The 19,888-nt window shown below is 67.8% G+C and carries 21 protein-coding genes and 3 pseudogenes; 13 read left to right on the top strand and 11 right to left on the bottom strand.

The window, feature by feature from the left end; translation table 11 throughout:
• Positions 1–36: 36 nt before the first annotated feature.
• The 8 genes and pseudogenes from QR64_RS08335 (at position 37) to QR64_RS08305 (ending at position 5,693) form a co-directional block, all read left to right on the top strand.
• Positions 37–1,416, top strand: a complete 1,380-nt coding sequence (locus QR64_RS08335) for a glutamate decarboxylase (protein ID WP_039584918.1) — start codon at positions 37–39, stop codon at positions 1,414–1,416.
• A gap of 66 nt (positions 1,417–1,482) precedes the next feature.
• Positions 1,483–1,578 (top strand): annotated as a pseudogene (locus tag QR64_RS28840) (protein-tyrosine-phosphatase); the annotation flags it as partial.
• Positions 1,544–1,867: pseudogene (locus tag QR64_RS28835) on the top strand (hypothetical protein); the annotation flags it as partial. The pseudogenes QR64_RS28840 and QR64_RS28835, both read left to right, overlap by 35 nt.
• A 151-nt stretch (positions 1,868–2,018) precedes the next feature.
• Complete coding sequence (locus tag QR64_RS08325) at positions 2,019–2,279, top strand: IS3 family transposase (RefSeq protein WP_052227244.1); 261 nt, start codon at positions 2,019–2,021, stop codon at positions 2,277–2,279.
• 150 nt (positions 2,280–2,429) lie between these two features.
• Positions 2,430–3,233: an exodeoxyribonuclease III gene (locus QR64_RS08320; RefSeq protein ID WP_019288552.1), complete on the top strand. Its 804-nt coding sequence runs from the start codon at positions 2,430–2,432 to the stop codon at positions 3,231–3,233.
• 75 nt (positions 3,234–3,308) lie between these two features.
• Positions 3,309–4,349 (top strand): tryptophan--tRNA ligase, encoded by a 1,041-nt coding sequence (gene trpS, locus QR64_RS08315; RefSeq protein ID WP_026061260.1) that lies wholly within the window; start codon positions 3,309–3,311, stop codon positions 4,347–4,349.
• 16 nt (positions 4,350–4,365) lie between these two features.
• Positions 4,366–5,394 (top strand): YhjD/YihY/BrkB family envelope integrity protein, encoded by a 1,029-nt coding sequence (locus QR64_RS08310; RefSeq protein WP_039584843.1) that lies wholly within the window; start codon positions 4,366–4,368, stop codon positions 5,392–5,394.
• A 68-nt stretch (positions 5,395–5,462) separates the two neighbouring features.
• Entirely contained in the window at positions 5,463–5,693 is a 231-nt protein-coding gene (locus QR64_RS08305) for a LapA family protein (protein WP_231414000.1), read from the top strand.
• Positions 5,694–5,849: 156 nt separating this feature from the next.
• Here QR64_RS08305 and QR64_RS08300 read toward each other — a convergent pair whose 3' ends face one another.
• Genes QR64_RS08300 through sdhC form a run of 4 tightly spaced genes read right to left on the bottom strand, consistent with a single transcriptional unit; the run spans position 5,850 to position 9,242 of the window.
• Positions 5,850–6,626: a succinate dehydrogenase iron-sulfur subunit gene (locus QR64_RS08300; protein ID WP_006550125.1), complete on the bottom strand. Its 777-nt coding sequence runs from the start codon at positions 6,624–6,626 to the stop codon at positions 5,850–5,852.
• On the bottom strand, positions 6,626–8,377 hold the full coding sequence (sdhA, locus tag QR64_RS08295; RefSeq protein WP_024101557.1) for a succinate dehydrogenase flavoprotein subunit: 1,752 nt from the start codon (positions 8,375–8,377) through the stop codon (positions 6,626–6,628). The genes QR64_RS08300 and sdhA overlap by 1 nt, the downstream gene beginning before the upstream one ends.
• Positions 8,378–8,392: 15 nt before the next feature.
• Entirely contained in the window at positions 8,393–8,833 is a 441-nt protein-coding gene (locus tag QR64_RS08290; protein WP_006550127.1) for a succinate dehydrogenase hydrophobic membrane anchor subunit, read from the bottom strand.
• 1 nt (position 8,834) lies between these two features.
• Positions 8,835–9,242: a succinate dehydrogenase, cytochrome b556 subunit gene (sdhC, locus tag QR64_RS08285; RefSeq protein WP_071935442.1), complete on the bottom strand. Its 408-nt coding sequence runs from the start codon at positions 9,240–9,242 to the stop codon at positions 8,835–8,837.
• A 253-nt stretch (positions 9,243–9,495) separates the two neighbouring features.
• On the opposite strand from sdhC, the gene QR64_RS08280 reads away from it, so the two are divergent.
• The 3 genes from QR64_RS08280 to QR64_RS08270 are packed head-to-tail and all read left to right on the top strand — an operon-like array spanning position 9,496 to position 12,333.
• A complete protein-coding gene (locus QR64_RS08280; RefSeq protein WP_006550129.1) occupies positions 9,496–9,915 on the top strand; it encodes a cytidine deaminase in 420 nt (139 codons plus the stop codon).
• Positions 9,908–11,191 (top strand): thymidine phosphorylase, encoded by a 1,284-nt coding sequence (locus tag QR64_RS08275; RefSeq protein ID WP_039584841.1) that lies wholly within the window; start codon positions 9,908–9,910, stop codon positions 11,189–11,191. The genes QR64_RS08280 and QR64_RS08275 overlap by 8 nt, the downstream gene beginning before the upstream one ends.
• Positions 11,192–11,247: 56 nt before the next feature.
• A complete protein-coding gene (locus tag QR64_RS08270) occupies positions 11,248–12,333 on the top strand; it encodes an adenosine deaminase (RefSeq protein WP_006550131.1) in 1,086 nt (361 codons plus the stop codon).
• 143 nt (positions 12,334–12,476) lie between these two features.
• Here QR64_RS08270 and QR64_RS08265 read toward each other — a convergent pair whose 3' ends face one another.
• From QR64_RS08265 to QR64_RS08245, 5 genes are read right to left on the bottom strand one after another with little or no spacing between them, the layout of a single operon-like run.
• Positions 12,477–13,715 carry a hypothetical protein gene (locus tag QR64_RS08265; RefSeq protein ID WP_039584840.1) on the bottom strand — a complete coding sequence of 413 codons (1,239 nt, stop codon included), beginning with the start codon at positions 13,713–13,715 and terminating at the stop codon, positions 12,477–12,479.
• Between the two features lie 60 nt (positions 13,716–13,775).
• The gene (locus QR64_RS08260) at positions 13,776–14,144 is read right to left on the bottom strand and encodes a YbaB/EbfC family nucleoid-associated protein (protein ID WP_006550133.1); all 369 of its coding nucleotides are present in this window, start codon (positions 14,142–14,144) and stop codon (positions 13,776–13,778) included.
• The gene (locus QR64_RS08255; protein WP_006550134.1) at positions 14,141–14,455 is read right to left on the bottom strand and encodes a hypothetical protein; all 315 of its coding nucleotides are present in this window, start codon (positions 14,453–14,455) and stop codon (positions 14,141–14,143) included. The genes QR64_RS08260 and QR64_RS08255 overlap by 4 nt, the downstream gene beginning before the upstream one ends.
• 60 nt (positions 14,456–14,515) lie before the next feature.
• Positions 14,516–15,511, bottom strand: a complete 996-nt coding sequence (locus tag QR64_RS08250) for a C40 family peptidase (RefSeq protein WP_039584839.1) — start codon at positions 15,509–15,511, stop codon at positions 14,516–14,518.
• Positions 15,508–15,843: a type VII secretion target gene (locus QR64_RS08245; RefSeq protein ID WP_006550137.1), complete on the bottom strand. Its 336-nt coding sequence runs from the start codon at positions 15,841–15,843 to the stop codon at positions 15,508–15,510. The genes QR64_RS08250 and QR64_RS08245 overlap by 4 nt, the downstream gene beginning before the upstream one ends.
• A gap of 112 nt (positions 15,844–15,955) precedes the next feature.
• On the opposite strand from QR64_RS08245, the gene upp reads away from it, so the two are divergent.
• Together upp and QR64_RS08235 are read left to right on the top strand one after the other, a co-directional pair.
• Positions 15,956–16,579, top strand: a complete 624-nt coding sequence (gene upp / locus QR64_RS08240; RefSeq protein ID WP_024101551.1) for a uracil phosphoribosyltransferase — start codon at positions 15,956–15,958, stop codon at positions 16,577–16,579.
• Positions 16,580–16,798: 219 nt separating this feature from the next.
• Positions 16,799–17,446 (top strand): annotated as a pseudogene (locus tag QR64_RS08235) (MspA family porin).
• A gap of 54 nt (positions 17,447–17,500) precedes the next feature.
• Here QR64_RS08235 and QR64_RS08230 read toward each other — a convergent pair.
• Positions 17,501–19,000 (bottom strand): phospho-sugar mutase, encoded by a 1,500-nt coding sequence (locus QR64_RS08230; RefSeq protein WP_052227243.1) that lies wholly within the window; start codon positions 18,998–19,000, stop codon positions 17,501–17,503.
• Positions 18,997–19,809, bottom strand: a complete 813-nt coding sequence (locus QR64_RS08225; protein WP_006550143.1) for a purine-nucleoside phosphorylase — start codon at positions 19,807–19,809, stop codon at positions 18,997–18,999. The genes QR64_RS08230 and QR64_RS08225 overlap by 4 nt, the downstream gene beginning before the upstream one ends.
• Between the last annotated feature and the right edge of the window lie 79 nt (positions 19,810–19,888).

Genomic DNA, 19,888 nt, shown 5'->3' with positions numbered 1-19,888 from the left:
GCCAAGGATCGTCCGTTCGACCCGGTGGAGGAACAGATGTCAGAACGCAACTCGGCCCCCGCGGAGACTCTCGCCCCGGCATACACCGGACGGCTCGGGACCGACCCGGTCCCCGCGCTCCGCCTTCCGAAGTCCGAAACCGACCCCGAGGCGGCCTACCGGTTCATTCACGACGAGCTGATGCTCGACGGCAGTTCACGGCTGAACCTGGCCACGTTCGTCACCACCTGGATGGACCCGCAGGCCGATCGTCTGATGGCCGAGACCTTCGACAAGAACATGATCGACAAGGACGAGTACCCGGCCACCGCGGAGATCGAGACCCGCTGCGTGAACATGGTGGCCGACCTGTTCCACGCGGAGAACCTCACCGCCGATCCCGCGTCGGCAACCGGTGTGTCGACCGTGGGATCGTCCGAGGCGGTGATGCTCGCAGGTCTGGCCCTGAAGTGGCAGTGGCGGCAGAAGCGTCAGGAGGCGGGAGAGGACGCCACCCGTCCGAACCTCATCCTCGGCAGCAACGTACAGGTCGTGTGGGAGAAGTTCTGCCGCTACTTCGACGTCGAACCGAAGTACCTGCCCATGGAGAAGGGGCGCTACGTCATCACCCCGGAACAGGTCCGGGATGCAGTCGACGAGAACACCATCGGTGTCGTCGCGATCCTCGGCACCACCTTCACCGGGGAGCTCGAACCCGTCGCCGAGATCGCCGAGGCGCTGGACGAGATCGCCGCCGCAGGCGGGCCCGACGTCCCGGTGCACGTGGACGCGGCGAGTGGTGGCTTCGTGGTTCCGTTCCTGCACCCGGAACTGCAGTGGGACTTCCGGATTCCCCGTGTGGTGTCGATCAACGTCAGCGGCCACAAGTACGGCATGACCTACCCGGGCATCGGATTCGTCGTCTGGCGCTCGAAGGAGCACCTGCCCGAGGGCCTGGTGTTCCGGGTCAACTACCTCGGCGGAGACATGCCGACGTTCACCCTCAACTTCTCGCGCCCCGGAAACCAGGTCGTCGGCCAGTACTACAACTTCATCCGACTCGGTGTCGCCGGCTACACCGCGATCATGGAGTCCCTGCGCGACACCGCACTGATGCTCTCCGAACGGATCTCCAAGATCGACAACATGCATGTCATCACCGACGGCACCGCCATTCCCGTTCTGTCTTTCGAAATCGTCGACGACCCGGGATTCACCGTCTTCGACGTCTCACACGAACTGCGCGCCCGCGGATTCCAGGTCCCGGCCTACACGATGCCCGCGGATGCCGAGGACGTCGCGGTTCTGCGGATCGTGCTGCGCGAAGGCTTCAGTCGCGACCTGGCAGCCAAGCTGGCGGACGCCCTCGACAGCGTGACCGGGGAGCTGCGAGGCAAGAACACCGATCGACCGGCGAAGACGCACTTCGCCCACTGACCGTCGTGGGGGAAGCCGCGGTCCCGGCTTCCCCACGACCGATCCCGACAGATTGCGAGACGCAACGTGAAACGCGCCGCCGGCGAACTCATCGTGATAGACGGCCTGCCGAATCTCCGCGACATCGGTGGATGGCCGGTCTCCGACGGCAGCCACGTTCGTCGGGGTGCCCTGTACCGCTCGGTCGAACTCAACCGCCTCAGCGACGTCGGTGTCGCCGCGTCGCTGCGCTCGGCGTGCACACCGTGTTCGACCTGCGCACGGAGATGGAGCGGGCGGCGCAGCCGGACCGACTTCCCGAGGGCACCGCTCACGTGGTGGTCGACGTGCTCGCCGACGCCCCGACGGACGGGCGGAACAGCTACTCGCCGAAAGTTACCGCGACATAGTCGGATCCGACAGCGCACTGGCCGCATACCGGCATCTGTACACCGCGCTCGCCGACCCCGAGGTACGGCCGGCGCTCATCCACTGCACGACGGGCAAGGACCGGACCGGTTGGGCGGCAGCGGCCCGTCAAGGTCGCCCCACGCACGTACCGGAACTGGAAAACCGCTCCGCCGTCGGAACGGACCGTCGCCGACGCGCATGTCACGAATGCATTGCTCGGCACCGTCGGCGCCGCGGAGGGGCTGTACGGGCGCCGCAAGATGACCGTGCACCTGCGCAACCAGGGCCACGAGGTCGGCAAGCACACGGTGGATCGGTTGATGCGCGACGAGGGCCTGTCCGGTGTGACTCGTGGGCGCCGGGATCGTACTACGATCCCCGGCGGCCGGAAGGCAGATCGGGCGCCTGACCTGGTCGATCGTGACTTCACCGCCGAGGTGCCGAACCGGAAGTGGGTCACCGACTTCACCTAGTTTAATACTCTCGGGACGTTCCGCTGAATGAGAGAAATTGGTGAATGTGTTCCGTCTTGTGGAACTCGCGGTCGTGGGGTGAGCCACTCTCACGGCAGACTCCTTCCACGGTGGAGCAGTGGCATCGCCGGCGTCGGCTACGGTGACCCGGTGCCTCTCGTGATCACCACCGTGAACGTCAACGGCGTGCGCGCAGCCGCAGCCAAGGGTCTCGTCGACTGGCTCGCCTCGTCGGCCGCCGACATCGTGTGCCTGCAGGAGGTGCGGGCCACCGAGAAGCAGTTCCACGCCGCGATCGCCCCGGCGCTGGAGGCCGGATGGCACTGTGTCGGCGCAGAGTCCTCGGCCAAGGGCCGCGCCGGGGTGGCGATCCTCTCGCGTGTCCCGGCGGACGCCGTCCGCGTCGGATTCGACGTCGACGAGTTCGCCTCGGCCGGCCGCTACATCGAGGCCGACTTCGGCGACGTCACGGTGGGAAGCCTCTACCTGCCGACCGGTGAAGCACAGACGCCGAAGCAGGACGAGAAGGAACACTTCATGAAGAGCTTCGCGACCTACCTCGCCGAACGGTACGCCGCGGTGACGGCCGCAGGTCGCGACATGGTGGTGTGCGGCGACTGGAACATCGCCCCTACCGAGCGAGACATCAAGAACTGGAAGGGCAACGTCAAGAAGTCCGGCTTCCTGCCCGAGGAGCGCGCGTGGGTCGGCGACCTCCTCGAGACCGGCTGGCGCGACGTGGTGCGCGACCTCCACGGCGACGTCGCGGGCCCCTATTCGTGGTGGTCGTACCGCGGCAAGGCATTCGACACCGACGCAGGCTGGCGCATCGACTACCACCTCGTGACCCCGGGCCTGGCGGCCCGCGCGAGCGAGGCCCGCGTCGAACGCGCAGCGAGCTACGACCAGCGCTGGTCCGACCATGCACCGGTGACCGTGACCTTCGATCGCTGACCGCTTCTGCGGATCGGCGCAGAAGTGCCCACCTCGGTCGCAGCGCGGCGTGGCCTGCGTGGAATCATCGACGGCATGTCGAGCACTGCAGAACAGAACGCCACGAAGCCGAAGGCCCGCCCCCGTGTGCTGTCCGGCATCCAGCCCACCTCGGATTCGTTCCACCTCGGGAACTTCCTCGGGGCGCTGGCGCAGTGGGTTCCGGCGCAGGACGAGAACGACGCCTTCTACTTCATCCCCGATCTGCACGCGATCACCGTTCCGCACGAGCCGAAGCTGCTGCGCAAGCGAGTGCTCGTCTCCGTGGCGCAGTTGCTCGCGATCGGTATCGATCCGGAGAAGTCCGTGCTGTTCGTGCAGAGCCAGGTGCCCGAGCACGCCGAGCTCGCCTGGGTCCTGAGCTGCATCACCGGTTTCGGTGAGGCCAGCCGGATGACGCAGTTCAAGGACAAGTCGGCCAAGCAGGGCACCGAGCACGCCGGCGTCGGCCTGTTCACCTATCCGATCCTCATGGCCGCCGACATCCTGCTCTACCGCGCGAGCCACGTGCCGGTGGGGGAGGACCAGCGTCAGCACCTCGAACTCACGCGAGATCTCGCGCAGCGCTTCAACTCCCGCTTCGGCAAGACCTTCGTCGTCCCCGAGCCGACGATCGTGAAGGAGACCGCGAAGATCTACGACCTGCAGGATCCGACGTCGAAGATGAGCAAGTCCGCGGCGACCGACGCGGGCCTGATCAATCTCCTCGACGATCCGAAGGTGTCGGCGAAGAAGATCCGCTCCGCGGTGACCGACAACGAGCGGGAGATCCGTTTCGACCGCGAGAACAAGCCCGGAGTGTCGAACCTGCTCACCATCCAGTCGGCGCTGTCGGGTCGCAGCATCGACGAACTCGTCGCCGGCTACGAGGGCAAGGGTTACGGCGATCTGAAGGCCGACACCGCAGAGGTCCTCACCGAGTTCGTCACCCCGATCCGCACCAAGGTCGACGAGTACCTGGCCGACCCGGCCGAACTGAACCGCATTCTCGCGGGCGGCGCGGACCGCGCTCGCGAGGTCGCATCCCGCACCTTGGCGCAGGTCTATGACAAGGTGGGTTTCCTGCCGCGGACCTAGACGAAGGAGCACCCGGATGGCCGGCGAACCCGACGAGAAGCCGGGATTTCTCGAACGTCAACGCGCGGCCCATCCCGTGCTCGACCGCATCCTCCGGGCCGGGGTTCGGTACCAGGAGAACAAGGGCGACTACTACGCGGCCGGTCTGACCTACTTCACGGTGCTGGCGATCGTCCCGATCATCATGGTCGTGTTCTCGCTGGCCGGTTTCGTGCTCGCCGGGCGACCCGAACTGCTCGACCAGATCCGGCAGATCATCTCCGAGAACATTCCCGGTCAGCTCGGCGGCACCGTGCAGAGCCTGATCGACTCGGCGATCGAATCCCGCGGCGCGGTCGGCCTCATCGGCCTGCTCACCGCCTCGTATGCCGGTCTGGGCTGGATCACGAATCTTCGCGAAGCCCTCACCGCCATGTGGGAGCACCCGCGCGACAAGGGCAACTTCCTCGTAGTGAAGTTGCGCGACGGGGGCGCACTTCTCAGTCTCGGACTCGCGATGACCGTGTCGTTGGGGCTCTCGGCGCTGAGCAGCGGGCCGATCGCGCGCAGGATCGTCGAGCTGCTCAACATGGAGAATCTCGTCGGCATCGGCGTGGGTCTGCGAATTCTGGCTCTGGTGGCGGCCACTGCCGCCACCGGTCTGGTGTTCACCTGGGTGATCGCTCGCCTGCCCCGCGAACCCGTTCCGTTCCGCAGCGCGCTCGTCGCGGGTGCGATCGCCGGGATCGGTTTCGAACTGCTCAAGCAGACGGGTTCGATCTACCTCGAACGTGTGCTCAACGGCCCGGCGGGCGTCGCCTTCGGCCCGATCCTCGGCATCCTCGTGTTCGGTAACCTCACGGCCCGCCTGGTGCTCTTCTGCACCGCGTTCGCAGCGACGTCCCGAGCGAGCCTCGCACTCGCACACCATCCCGCGCCCACAGGGGCGGTCATCACGCCTCGCCTCGAGGTGCACGAGGGTCTCGACGCGCGCCGCGGCGCCGCAATCCTCGGTGCGGGCCTGGTCGGTGGACTCCTCGCCGGGCTGCGCTTCCGGAGGAAATGAGCGAACTCCCGGGGTGAAAACTCGGTTCGGGGGTGCCGATCGTGCCGCGGACGGGCGACGATGGAGGCGTGGCAAAACAGACGCGATCCGCCGCGCCCCAACGCGCGTTCCGGGTGACTCCGCGCAGAGCGCTCGCGGCCGTCCTGGTCCTGCTCGCTGCGCTGTTCGTTCTCCAGAACCGCAACAGTACGAGCATCGACCTCTTCTGGATCTCGCTGCAGGCACCGCTGTGGCTGGTGCTCGTCATCATCTTCGCGGTCGGGTGGGTCGCGGGCTTCCTGTTCGCACGCGGACGCTGATCCGCATCGGTTCGGCCACCGGCAACGGAGCACAGGGGAGTGGGCACAGCGGAGTGGGCGCAGCGGAGTGGGCACAGCGGAGTGGGCACAGCGGAGTGGGCACCGACGACAGCAGGCCCGTCCCCGAAGGGACGGACCTGCTGTCGTGCGAGGTGATCAGCGAGCGAACATGAGCGCGCGCTTGACCTCCTGGATCGCCTTCGTCACCTGGATGCCACGGGGGCACGCGTCGGTGCAGTTGAAGGTGGTGCGGCAGCGCCACACGCCTTCCTTGTCGTTGAGGATGTCCAGCCGCTCGGAGGCACCCTCGTCACGCGAATCGAAGATGAACCGGTGCGCGTTGACGATCGCGGCGGGACCGAAGTAGCTGCCGTCGCTCCAGTACACCGGGCACGAGGTGGTGCAGCACGCGCACAGGATGCACTTGGTGGTGTCGTCGAACCGGGCACGGTCGGCCTGCGACTGGATACGCTCGCGGGTCGGCTCGTTGCCGGAGGCGATGAGGAACGGCTTCACGGCGCGGTAGGCGTCGAAGAAGGGTTCCATGTCGACGACGAGGTCCTTCTCGACCGGAAGGCCACGGATCGGCTCGATCGTGATCGTGACGTCCTTGCCGTTCTTGTCCAGCATGTCCTTCATGAGGATCTTGCAGGCGAGACGGTTGACGCCGTTGACACGCATCGCGTCCGAGCCGCACACGCCGTGGGCGCAGCTGCGACGGAAGGTGAGCGTGCCGTCGAGGTAACCCTTGACGTAGCCCAACAGGTTGAGCAGACGGTCGGACGGCAGCGCCGGCACCTGGAACGAATCCCAGTGCTGACCCTTGTCGTCCTCCGGGTTGAACCGGGCGATCTTGAGGGTGACCATCGTCGCGCCCTCGGGCACGGGTGGCAGTGTCGACGCGCCCGTGTCGGTCTTCTCGATGGTTGTCATCAGTACTTACGCTCCATGGGCTCGTACCGGGTCTGGACCACCGGCTTGTAGTCCAGGCGAATGTCGGAGATCAGTTCCTCGCCCACCTTGTACGCCATGGTGTGCTTGAGGAAGTTCTCGTCGTCGCGCTTCGGGTAGTCCTCGCGGGCGTGTCCGCCACGCGATTCCTTGCGGTTCAGCGCGCCGACGACGGTGACCTCGGCCATCTCGAGGAGGAAGCCGAGCTCCAGCGCCTCGAGCAGGTCGCTGTTGTAGCGCTTGCCCTTGTCGTGGACCGTGATCTCCTTGTAGCGCTTCTTCAGCTCGTGGATGTCGTTGAGCGCCTGCGTCAACGTCTCCTCGGTGCGGAACACCGACGCGTTGTTGTCCATCGTCTGCTGCAGCTCGGTGCGGATGTCGGCCACCCGCTCCTTGCCGCCCTGGTGCAGGATCAGATCGAGCCAGTCGTCGACGTACTTCGTCGGCTGCTCGGGCATCTCGACGTGCTTCGTGCTGTTGGCGTACTCCGCGGCGGCGATGCCGGCGCGACGACCGAAGACGTTGATGTCGAGCAGCGAGTTGGTGCCGAGACGGTTGGCGCCGTGGACGGACACGCACGCGCACTCGCCGGCCGCGTACAGGCCGGGCACGACGTTCTCGTTGTCGCGGAGGACCTCGCCGTCGACGTTGGTCGGGATACCGCCCATGACGTAGTGGCAGGTCGGGAACACGGGCACGAGCTCGGTGACGGGGTCGACACCGAGGTAGGTGCGGGAGAACTCGGTGATGTCGGGGAGCTTCTCCTCGAGGACGTCCTCGCCGAGGTGGGTCACGTCGATGTAGACGTAATCCTTGTTCGGTCCGGCGCCGCGACCCTCGAGCACCTCGAGCACCATCGAGCGGGCGACGATGTCGCGGGGCGCGAGGTCCTTGATGGTGGGGGCGTAGCGCTCCATGAACCGCTCGCCGTCGGCATTGCGGAGGATGCCGCCCTCGCCACGCACGGCCTCCGAGATGAGGATGCCGAGACCGGCCAGGCCCGTCGGATGGAACTGGTGGAACTCCATGTCCTCGAGCGGCAGGCCCTTGCGGAAGATGATGCCGAGGCCGTCACCGGTGAGGGTGTGGGCGTTCGACGTCGTCTTGTACATACGGCCCGAGCCGCCCGTCGCGAAGACGATGGCCTTGGCGTGGAAGACGTGGATCTCGCCGGTCGCGAGCTCGTACGCGACGACACCCGTCGCGACGGGACCGTTCTCGGTCTCGGTGAGGGTGATGTCGAGCGCGTAGAACTCGTTGAAGAACTCGACGTCGTGCTTGACGCAGTTCTGGTACAGCGTCTGCAGAATCATGTGGCCGGTGCGGTCGGCGGCGTAGCACGCGCGACGGACCGGGGCCTTACCGTGGTCGCGGGTGTGACCACCGAAGCGACGCTGGTCGATCTTGCCCTCGGGCGTCCGGTTGAACGGAAGACCCATCTTCTCGAGGTCGAGAACGGCGTCGATGGCCTCCTTGGCCATGATCTCCGCAGCGTCCTGGTCGACCAGGTAGTCGCCACCCTTGACGGTGTCGAAGGTGTGCCACTCCCAGTTGTCCTCTTCGACGTTCGCGAGGGCGGCGCACATGCCACCCTGAGCGGCGCCGGTGTGGCTGCGGGTGGGGTAGAGCTTCGTGAGCACTGCGGTGCGCGCACGCGGGCCGGCTTCGATGGCCGCACGCATGCCGGCGCCGCCGGCGCCGACGATGACTACGTCGTAACGATGTTCCTGCATGAAGGTTCGGCTCCCCTAGCTCGCCGTGATGTTCGGGTCGAAGGTGAAGATCACGTAGGTGCCCAGGCCCATGATCAGGATCATCGACACGACGAGGATCGTGTTGAGCCAGAACCGGGTGGAGTCCTTACGTGCGTAGTCCGCGATGACGGTGCGCAGACCGTTACCGCCGTGGAGCTGTGCGAGCCACAGCATCGACAGGTCCCAGAACTGCCAGAACGGGCTGGACCAGCGGCCTGCGACGAACGCGAAGTTGATGCGGTGCACGCCGTCATCGAGCATCAGCATGATGAAGAGGTGACCGAGGACCAGGATGATCAGGGCCAGGCCGGACAGGCGCATGAACAACCAGGCGTAGAGCTCGAAGTTGTTCTTCGCGGCACGCCGCGGCGTGCGCGGGTTGTCGAGGCCTGCGGGCCGGTCGTATTCCTTACCCAGAGTCTTCGCTTCGGTCATGTCAGTGCCCCGCAAACGTGTTGAAGAGGATGCGAACGGCCGCGGGGATCATCACCACGAACCAGATCGCGAGGATCGTCCAGAGCATCACGCGCTGGTACTTCGGGCCCTTCGACCAGAAGTCCACGAGCATGACCCGCAGGCCGTTGAGTGCGTGGTACAGGACCATCGCGACCAGGCCGAGCTCCATGAGGCCGACGATCGGGTTCTTGTACGTATCGATCACCGCGTCGTAGGTCTCGGGGTTGACCCGGACGAGTGCGGTGTCGAGGACGTGGACGAAAAGGAAGAAGAATGTCGCCACGCCCGTGATCCGGTGCAATACCCAGGACCACATGCCGGGGTCTCCCCGGTAAAGCGACCGTGTGCGCCCCGCCTTTGCGGGGGCGGCTTCAGTCGTGCTGCTCATCGAGTGCTGTGCCTCCAACGTCAATGGTGGACGCGTCGAGCTGCTCCTACCTGTGGGGGATTCCGCAGTACGGGCCCGACGTGAACCTGAACCGACTTGGATCGACTCTAGACCCATCCCAAACTCGGGAACCAATCTCCTGCGCCATTCGTACAGGCCCCAAAAGCGAAGTTAGGTTTGCCTTTCCAACTGTGATCTGGCGCAGTGGGGGTCGCCTACCGTCGTCCACGCCACCGTGACAGGATGGGGAACCATGCCGGACATCGACTGGAAAATGTTGCGCGCCAAAGCACATGAGGTGATGGGTCGAGCCTACGCCCCCTACTCCGGGTTCCCGGTGGGGGCTGCCGGCCTCACCGTCGACGGTCGGATGGTCCTCGGGTGCAATGTGGAAAATGTCTCACACGGACTGGGGCTGTGTGCCGAATGTGTACTCGTCGGTAACTTGTTCGCCCAGGGTGGAGGGCGTCTGCGGGCCGTCGCCGTCTGCGACTCCCGAGGCCACGTCCTGACCCCGTGCGGCCGGTGTCGGCAGGTGCTCCTCGAACACGGCGGTCCCGATCTCGAGGTCGACGCCCAGGGTGGCCCGCGTCGCCTCTGCGAGCTCCTCCCCGACGCGTTCGGCCCCGACGATCTGGCGGCCGTGCGGGAGAACGAGGACCGCCGTGCCTGACATCGTCACCGTCATCCGCCGCAAGCGCGACGGACACGAGCTCTCCGGCGCCGAGATCGACTGGGTCATCGAGGCGTTCACCCACGGGATCGTCTCCGACGCCCAGATGTCGGCCCTGGCGATGGCAGTCTGGTTCCGCGGCATGAGTCGGGCCGAGACAGCACGCTGGACCACCGCCATGATCGACTCCGGTCGTCGTCTCGATTTCTCCGCTCTCGGCCTGCGCACCGTCGACAAACACTCGACAGGCGGTGTGGGGGACAAGATCACACTGCCGCTCGCACCGCTCGTCGCGGCCTGCGGCGTCGCGGTCCCGCAATTGTCGGGCCGCGGTCTCGGTCACACCGGCGGCACCCTGGACAAGCTCGAGGCGATCCCCGGCTGGAAGGCCGATCTGACCACCGCGGAGATCGCCGAGATCCTCAGCGACCCGGCCGTCGGTGCGGTCGTGTGCGCGGCGAGTGCCGATCTCGCCCCCGCCGACCGCAAGCTCTACGCGCTGCGCGACGTCACCGGGACCGTCGAGTCGATCCCGCTCATCGCCAGCTCGATCATGAGCAAGAAGATCGCCGAGGGCACCGGAGCCCTCGTCCTCGATGTGAAGGTCGGCAGCGGCGCCTTCATGAAGGAACTCGGCGAGGCCCGCGAGCTGGCGCGCACCATGGTCGAACTCGGCACCGACGAAGGGCTGCCCACGACGGCCCTGCTCACCCGCATGGACAGCCCGCTCGGGCGCACGGCGGGCAACGCGCTCGAGGTCCGGGAGGCCGTCGAGGTGCTCGCCGGCGGCGGACCCGACGACGTCGTCGAGCTGACCCTGGCCCTGGCCCGCGAGATGCTCGCCGCCGCCGGTGTCGACGATGTCGATCCCGCCGACCGACTGCGCGACGGCACCGCAATGGACCGGTGGAACGCGATGATCGCCGCCCAGGGCGGCGACCCCGCGGCGCCGTTGCCGGTCGCGACCCACACCGAGACCTTCCACGCCGACGCGGACGGGGTGGTCTCCGAACTCGACGCGTACAAGGTCGGTATCGCCGCCTGGCGGCTCGGAGCCGGTCGCGAACGGCAGGGTCAGGACGTGCAGCCCGGGGCCGGTATCGAACTGCACGCGGTCCTCGGTGATCGCGTCCGCGCGGGGCAGCCGATCGCGACGCTGCACACCGACACCCCGGGACGTATCCCCGACGCGCTCGCCGCCCTCCGCGGCGGTGTCCGAATCTCCGACACGGCCCCCGTTCGGCAGCCGCTCGTGATCGAACGGATCCGGGCGTAGGGGCTCGGTGGCCGGAGACCGAGCGGAACCGGCCGCCGCCGACTACCGTCCCGATCATGAACGGCCGTCTGACTCCCGAACTCGTTCGCACCGCACCCAAAGTGGTCCTACACGATCACCTGGACGGCGGACTCCGTCCCCGGACGGTCCTCGAACTCGCGGACGCGTGCGGGTGGTCGTTGCCCGCGGACACCGAAGCGGATCTCGCCCGCTGGTTCCGCGAATCCGCCGACAGTGGGTCGCTCGAGCGCTATCTCGAGACCTTCGAGCACACCGTCGCCGTGATGCAGACGGCAGAAGGACTCGAACGCGTCGCACGCGAGTGCGTCCTCGACCTCGCCGACGACGGCGTGGTGTACGCCGAGGTGCGGTTCGCGCCCGAGCAGCACCTGGAGAAGGGACTGTCTCTGGACGAGGTCGTCGAGCGCGTCCTCGAAGGCTTCCGAGCCGGGGAATCGGAGGTGGCCGCCGGTGGTCGTCGCATCCGGGTGCGCTGCCTGCTCACTGCGATGCGGCACGCTGCACGCTCGTTGGAGATCGCCGAACTCGCCGTGCGCTTCCGGGACCGCGGCGTGGCGGGATTCGACATCGCCGGCGCCGAAGCGGGCAACCCGCCCAGCCGTCATCTCGACGCCTTCGAGTACACCCGCGCGGCCAACGCGCACTTCACGATCCACGCCGGTGAGGCGTTCGGGCTCCCGTCCATCCACGAAGCGGTCGCCTTCTGCGGCACCGACAGACTCGGCCACGGTGTGCGCATCGTCGACGACATCGAAGTGCACGACGACGGAACCGCCACTCTGGGCCGGCTCGCGAACTACATCCGCGACAAGCGCATCCCCCTCGAACTGTGCCCGTCGTCGAACGTGCAGACCGGCGCGGTGCGCACGCTCGCCGAGCATCCCTTCGACCTGCTGGCCCGCCTGCGCTTCCGCGTCACCGTCAACACCGACAACCGGTTGATGAGCGACACCACGATGACGCAGGAGATGGTGCGGCTCGTCGAGACCTTCGACTACAGCTGGGTCGACCTCGAACGGTTCACGATCAACGCGATGAAGTCGGCCTTCCTCCCGTTCGACCAGCGACTGGAACTGATCGACGACGTCATCAAGCCTGGATACGCCGTCCTCGTCGGGTAGAGACCGCGACCCGCAGATACCTCTATGGGTGCGCGGGGCGGGAAATGGTCATCGGAGCGCGTTACAACGCGCTCTTGTGACCACTTCGCGCGCCGGAGTGCCCAAGTGGAGCTGCCGTCAGTGCCGACCCGACGCGACGCGCGTCAGTGCCGACGCAGTCGCGCTTCGAACTCGCGCTCGAGCTCGCGCCAGGCGAGGGATTCGGTGTCGAACGGCGGCTTGGGTGCCGTGCGTCCCGAGTCGGGTTCGATCACGTGGTTGACGAACCAGCCGAGTTCCGTGGACGCGGCGAGCGCGGCCTCCGTCGAGTCATCGTCCGCGAAGTTCGCTGCGTCGACGAACAACTCGACCGCGAGTTCGAGCTGGTCGGGGTCGACGGCCGCAACACCCTGAGCGATGTCGTCGGCGATCCCGGTGAGCACATAGACGTTGTCGTCGGTGACCGTCACGTCGAGCGATCCGTCGACGGCGGCGAGCTGGATCTCCGTGTACGGCTCGAGCGTCGCGAGGTCGTGGTCGTGGTTGTCGGCGAGGTGGCGGGCCAGCGCGCGCTCGGACGGGAAGACGTCGATCGTGCCGTCGTGGCCGAGGAAGACGGCGTCGTCGTTCACGTAGCACCGCAGCGAGTACCAGGTGCCGTCGGTCGTGATGATCCGGACGGGATCGATGCCGACCCGGGCCCAGAACTCGTAGCCGTCGTCCTCGTCATCGGTGTCGATGAACTCGTACTCGTCGTCGGCGTCGACGTCCTCGACCGTGTCGTCGGCCTCGACCTCGTTCTCGTCGACCGCGACGAGCTCGGATTCGATCTCGGCGACCACGGCAGCATCGACGTCGGGAGTGGAGATCACGGCGTCGAGCGCGTCGATCACGCCGTCCCAATCCTGCGCGACCGCGGTCCCGACGCGATTCCACAGGTCGAGGCCCTCACGCGTGCGGAAGGCCGAGACACCGTGCTGCAACAGGAGGTCGATCTCCTCGCGTTCGAAGAACTTCGTCACGACGTCGAGATCGCAGACGTCGCCGAGGATGCTCACGATGTCGAAGGTGTCCTGCAGCTCGGACACCGACACGGGATCCGGATCGTCGGCCACGAGTTCGGGGACGCCGACGAGGTCGTAGGTGTGCGGTTCGTCGGGTTCGAACTCCGAGGCCGCAAGCTTGGACACGATCGGCCACGCCTCGTGCTCGACGAGGTCGTTGTCGGCAGCCGAACGCACGAACGCGACGAGCTCGGGGACCGACGGGAAGGCGTACAGATCGTCGCCGTGGCCGAGGAATGCCTCCCACTCGTCGTCGCCTTCGCGCCAGCGCGGCGCCCAGAGCGTCACGAGGTTGCCGTCGGTGAGACCGAGCTCGATCGGGACGATGTCTCCAGCCATGGCGCGAAGCCTAGCCATGTCGGCGCCGAGAATATAGCCGGGGGCGGCTCGCTATCGGTTTCATCGCGTTACCGGACGGTCGCCGACGGTGACCGGGTGGTGACCGACGGCGACCGGACCGGCGTCGCTCGCGTCGAGGGCCGCGCGGAGCTCGTCCATCGCGGAGACGCGCGCGGCAGCGGCCTGCCGTGCGGCGTCGTGCACGGTCGCGAGAATCACCGCGGCCAGTTCGCGGGGGTCGGTGCCGCCGATCGGCTCGGCCAGCTCGAGTCCTTCGAGCGCTCCCGAACCGTCCACACGGGCGGTCACGCGTCCGTCGGGACTGCTCGCGGTGCCCCGGACCGCGCCGAGCCTCTCCACCGTGCGTTCGAGCGCATCGAGCCGGACGTGGGCTCGGTCGACGATCGCCTCCACCATCGGTTCGCTCATCGAACGAGACTTCCACGACGATCGGTCGGTCCGTCCGCCAGGTCGGCGCGGGACGGCAGCCGCATCCGGTCGAGGATCTCGCGGGGGACACCTTCGGCGGCGAGGCGTTCGCCGCGGACCACCGCGGCCTCGAGAGCGGCCTGCCGGTTCAGGGCGAGGATCTGATCGGCCAGTTGCCGTGCTCCGTAACGTAACTCGCGGGGGTCGATGCGAAGGTCCACGGGTAGTCCACCGTCCGTCGTGCGCACCGAGATCGTCCCGGCCCGGTTGTGGGCGGTGGCCGTGATCGGTTCCGTCGTTGTGCTGTCCATATCGGGTTGGACGCAGCGCGAGTCCGGCCGGTTCCCGCCCGGTGCGGAGATTCTCCGGAATCAGCCGGCGGTCGGGCGGTAGACACCGTGGAAGGCCATTCCACCGTTGCTGGTGCGCATCGGCGTCACGGAGACGGGGTCGCCCGCCTCGACCATGAGGCCGTTGCCCACCACCATCGCCACGTGCCCGTCCCACACGACGAGGTCTCCGGGCAGGGCGGCCGCAGGATCCACCCGTGTGCCGACGTCCTGTTCGTGGGCCAACCGCGGCAGTTCGACCCCGGCCTGCGCGTAGGCGTACTGCGTCAGTCCGCTGCAGTCGAGGCCGGAGCCGGGACTCGTGCCGCCCCACACGTACGGGGTGCCCTGCTGGGCGAGGGCGTGACGCACCGCTGCCGCAGCGGTCTCGTTCGGTGCCAGGCTGACGCTGCCGTCCGGAAGCCGCACCTCCACGCCCGTCGAGAGCCCTCCACCGAAGGTGTGGAGCGAACGTGGCTCGTCGCCGGCCGGGTCGGGGCCGGGATGGTGGCCGGAGTCGATCGGGGGAGCGGAGGGCTCGGGTGGAAGGAGTGCGGACGCCCGATCGGTCAGCTCCGCGAGCGTTCCGGTCACCTGTGTCAGCACGTCCAGCCCGGCGACGAGGTGGTCGATCGCCACTGCGAGGAGCGCGAGCTGCCCCTGTGGAAGCGACGTCGCGGGTGCGGCCTGCTCGGCGAAGGTGACGAACGAGTCGACGAGGCGAGCGATCTCGGCCGCACCGGTGACCACCGTGACGGTCGCCTCGAGCGCGATCCCGGCCAGTGCCGACCCACGATCGGCCGCCGCGAGGACGTCGGCGAGGACCTGCTCGGCACTCGCGATCGCCTGCGAGGCGGCCGGGCCACCCCAGGCCCAGGCGAGCTCGGCGACAGCGTCGCGCCCGGTCGCATGTACCTCCTCGGCCCACTGCGCACCGATGCGCACCATCTCGCCCGGATCGACGCCGGGTGGCAGCGCGGTGCCGAACGCGTCGAGCAGGCCGGTCAGCGGAGCGACGAGCAGATCCCCTCCGATCACAGTGACTCCACGACGGAGTCGAGTCGTGCGGCGGTGTCGTCGGTGGTGTGCTCGTAGGCGGCCGCGGAGGCCTTCGCGGCGTCTCCCATTCCGCCGAGCAGGTCGCCGAGCCGGCCGAGATCGCGCACGTGCGCGGAGTGGGTCGCGGTGAGAGCGGCGAGCACGGGTGCCCCGATCGGACCCAGTGCGGCGCTCAGCGTCGAGGGGTCGCCGTGCCGTGTCCGTTCGGCGGCCTCGTGCAGGCGCGCGGCGAGTTCGACGGCGTCGTCGCCGAACCTCCCGACGGCACTCGTGTCGATCCGTATCGCGTCCCTACCGGAGTTCTCGGTCACCTCGTCGCCTCTCGCGTCGTTGATGTGGGATTCGGCACCTTCGGAGGGTTCCGTCCCTGCCTGGTTCGACGCACCCGACTGCCGATCGGTTCCGTCGTTCTATCCTTCGGACATGGATTCGCTCGTCGTCGACCATCCGCTCGCTGCTTCGCTCCTGACCATCCTTCGCGACGAACGCAGCGACAACGCTGCCTTCCGGCACGCGTTGAGGCGGCTCACCCAGATGCTCGTCTACGAGGCGGTGCGCGATGCGCCCACCGAGACGTTCGACGTCAAGACGCCGGTCGCGGTGACGACGGGGGTACGGTTGCAGCAGCCTCCGCTGCTCGTCCCGGTTCTTCGCGCCGGCCTCGGCATGGTCGAACAGGCCCACGCCCTGATTCCCCAGGCGCAGGTCGGTTTCGTCGGTCTCGCTCGTGACGAGAAGACCTTCGAGCCGGTGCCCTATCTGGAGTCGTTGCCGGAGGACCTGTCGGGTCTTCCCGTCTTCGTGCTCGACCCGATGCTCGCGACCGGGGGGTCGATGGTGCACACCCTCGACATCCTCGCCCAGCGCGGTGCCACGGATATCACCGCGATCTGTGTGGTCGCGGCGCCGCAGGGCGTCGAGGCCCTTGCTGCCTCGGGTCATCCGGTCCGGTTGGTCACGGCGTCGGTCGATGAAGGTCTCAACGAGAACAAGTACATCGTGCCGGGTCTCGGCGATGCGGGGGACAGGCAGTTCGGGCCGCGATAAACCGCGCGTCGTGTGTTACTCGTGTGACTGACGATACGGATGTGACACCCGACCGCAGTCATCTCGTTATCGAAAAACAACCCGCAGGTCTCGATTTCTTCTTACGCTCGGTGTGCTCCGTGTGAAGTCCACTGCGTAGGTACAGCCGGAGATGGGGTCGGCGGAATGGCAAGAATCTTCTCCCGCAATCTGATTCGTGGAAGTGTCAGAGCGGCTTCGGTGGGCGCGGTCGCCGTCCTCGCCGCAGTGACGAGTCACGGCACGGCTGCGGCTGCTGTCGACAACTCGCGTATCCTCCCGTTGGACGGAGGGCACGCGATCTAAGTGATCCAGGCCGACACCTCGACACAGTCGGTGCCGCCGCTCGACAGCTCACCGCTGAGTGTCGAGTTCTTCCACGACGAGATTGCTACCGTTCGGATCACCGGTCCGAATGCGGCGAACTTCGTCGGGACGGCGGTGGAGGTCGGTTTCCAGGTCGGCTACCCGGTCGCGCTGCCGGGGGCGACGGTCACCGTCATCACTCCGAGCCTGTCCTGGGGTGTGGACAACGGTGCGGCCATCGGCCTCTCGCTCGACAACGAAGGTGGTGCCTCGCTCGATCTCGGCCTGGAGGCGGGTGGTTCGCTCAGCGGCGACATCATCCCGTCCCAGGAGATCGAGATCCCGCTCGAGCCGGGCGGCATCACGTCCGTCCCGATCGTCGAGGGCTTCGAGTTCGACGGCAGCTCGACGACCATCCGGATCGCCGGCGTGCACGGCTCGGTCTCGGGAGCCATCGGGCCGGTGATGATCCGTCCGTACCTGAAGGCTGTCACCGCCGACCGGAACACCGTCGTCACTTACGGTGTGCCGCAGCAGGTTTGATTGCAGCAGCAGGTCTGATCGAATCGGGTCCTGGCCCGGCCGGATCCGGCCGGGTCAGGGGTTCTCGTCACCGAGCGAGGCCGCCCATCCGCGCAGGGCGTCGAGTATCGCTTCCGCCGCCGGGCGGTCCCGCTCCGTGACCACCTCCAGGTAGACCTTGAGCTTCGGTTCGGTGCCCGAGGGGCGCACCACCACGCGCACCCTCGGCCCGCCCGCGACGTCCTCGCGACTCTCGAAGACGAGAGCGTCGGTGTGCATCGGTCCCGGGCTCTCGGCGAGATCGGTCGCGGTCACCTCCAGACCCGCGAGGGTCGTCGGCGGCTCCGCACGCAGTCGCGTCATCACGGTGCCGATGCGCTGCAGGTCGTCGACGCGGATCGACACCTGATCGCCGACGTGGACACCGAGTTCGCGATGCAGGTCGTCGAGTGCGTCGAGCAGTGTCCGGCCGGCCTGCTTCAAATCGGCCGCGTAGTCGGCGACCATTACGGCGGTCGCGATGCCGTCCTTGTCGCGCACAGCGTCCGGATCGACGCAGTGCCCGATCGCCTCCTCGTACGCGTAGACGAGGCCGTCACCGGCGCGGGCGAGCCACTTGAAACCCGTGAGCGTCTGCGCATATCGCGCGCCGCGTGCGGTCGCGAGTCGCCCCAGCATGGTCGACGAGACAATGGTGGTCGCGACCAGTGAGCCGGGCGGTGACGACGCGAGGATCCGGTCGCCGAGCAGGACCCCGGTCTCGTCGCCGCGCAGCATCGTCCATCCCCGCGGGCCCGGGACACCGACGGCGCAACGATCGGCATCGGGATCGAGCGCCAGGGCGATGTCGGCGTCGACCTCGGCCGCCAGCGCGAGCAGAGCCTCTGTTGCGCCCGGTTCCTCGGGGTTGGGGAAGGCGACGGTGGGAAACGCCGGGTCGGGTGCGAACTGGGACGCCACGACGTGGATGTCGTCGAATCCCGCGGAACGCAGGGCCGCGACTGCCGTCTCGCCGCCGACACCGTGCAGTGCCGTCAGGGCGATGCGCATGCCTCGGTGCGGTGAGCGGGGGAGCGACGCGACCCGGGCGAGATAGCGGTCGACGAGGTCGTCACCCGACGGCGCGACCGGCATCCGGGGCACGTCCGCGGCGGAACCGACGGCGTCGATCGCCGTTTCGATCTCCCGATCGGCGGGTGCGGCCAGTTGCGCTCCGTCGGCGAGATAGACCTTGTACCCGTTGTCGGCGGCAGGATTGTGCGATGCCGTGATCTGCACGCCCGCAACGGCGCCCAGCGCCCGTACCGCGAAGGCGGTCACCGGGGTGGGGAGCGGCTCTCCGAACGCGACGACCTCGAAGCCGGCCGCGGCGAGAACCTCTGCCGCGGCGGTGTGGAATTCCGCTGAGCCCGTACGGGCGTCGCGGCCGACGACGACGGTACCGTCGCCCTGCCCGTTCGCCTCGAGCCACGCCGCGAGTCCGGCGGTGGTGCGGACGACGACGGGTACGTTCATGCAGTCCGGTCCGTCGCCGACCGGGCCGCGCAACCCCGCGGTGCCGAATCGCAGCGTCACAGCCGGGCCGCCAGATCGCGCAGAAGATCGCCCATCCGGGTCGCGGCCGCACGACCCGCGGCCAGTACCTCGGTGTGGTCGAGGGGAGCGCCGGTGATGCCGGCCGCGGCGTTGGTCACCAGCGAGACCGCGAGCACGCGCGCTCCGGCCGCGCGCGCCGCGATGGTCTCGTGGACCGTGGACATGCCGACGAGGTCGGCGCCGAGGGTGCGCAGCATCCGGATCTCCGCCGGGGTCTCGTAGTGCGGCCCGGGCAGACCGGCGTAGACCCCTTCGCGCAGCGACGGATCGATCTCGCAGGCGAGTGCACGAAGATCCGGCGAGTAGGCGTCGACGAGGTCGACGAACTGGGCACCCACCAGCGGCGAGCGACCGGTGAGATTGAGGTGGTCCGAGATGAGAACCGGTTGTCCCACGGAGAACTCGGGATCGATGCCGCCCGCCGCATTGGTGAGGACGACGGTGCGGGCACCCGCTGCGACTGCCGTGCGCACGGGATGGACGACGCGGGCGAGGTCGTGCCCCTCGTAGGCGTGGATGCGGCCGGCGAGGACGAGGACGGCGTTGTCACCGGCGCGCACGGAGTGGATGTTACCGGCATGCCCTGCCGCCGTCGGCGGTGCGAAGCCGGGCAGCTCGCTCATCGGGATCGTGGCGACGGGGATGCCGAAACTCTCGACTGCGGCCCGCCAGCCGGACCCGAGGACGACGGCGACGGAGTGTTCGGCGACCCCCGTCCGTTCGGCGAGAGCGGCGGCTGCGGCGTCGGCGGCCGCGGTGGGGTCGAAGACGTGATCGGGTTCTCCCATGGCATCGGACCCTAATCGCTCACAGCTTGTTACTCGTGGGTAAGTAGGCGCGGTATGCTGACGCGCATGCCTTACCTCG

The sequence above is a fragment of the Rhodococcus sp. Chr-9 genome, assembly GCF_000801125.1.
Taxonomy (GTDB): Bacteria; Actinomycetota; Actinomycetes; order Mycobacteriales; family Mycobacteriaceae; genus Rhodococcus; species Rhodococcus pyridinivorans.
Note: the sequence above shows the minus strand (reverse complement) of the source record. Positions and strands in the feature narration are given on the sequence as shown.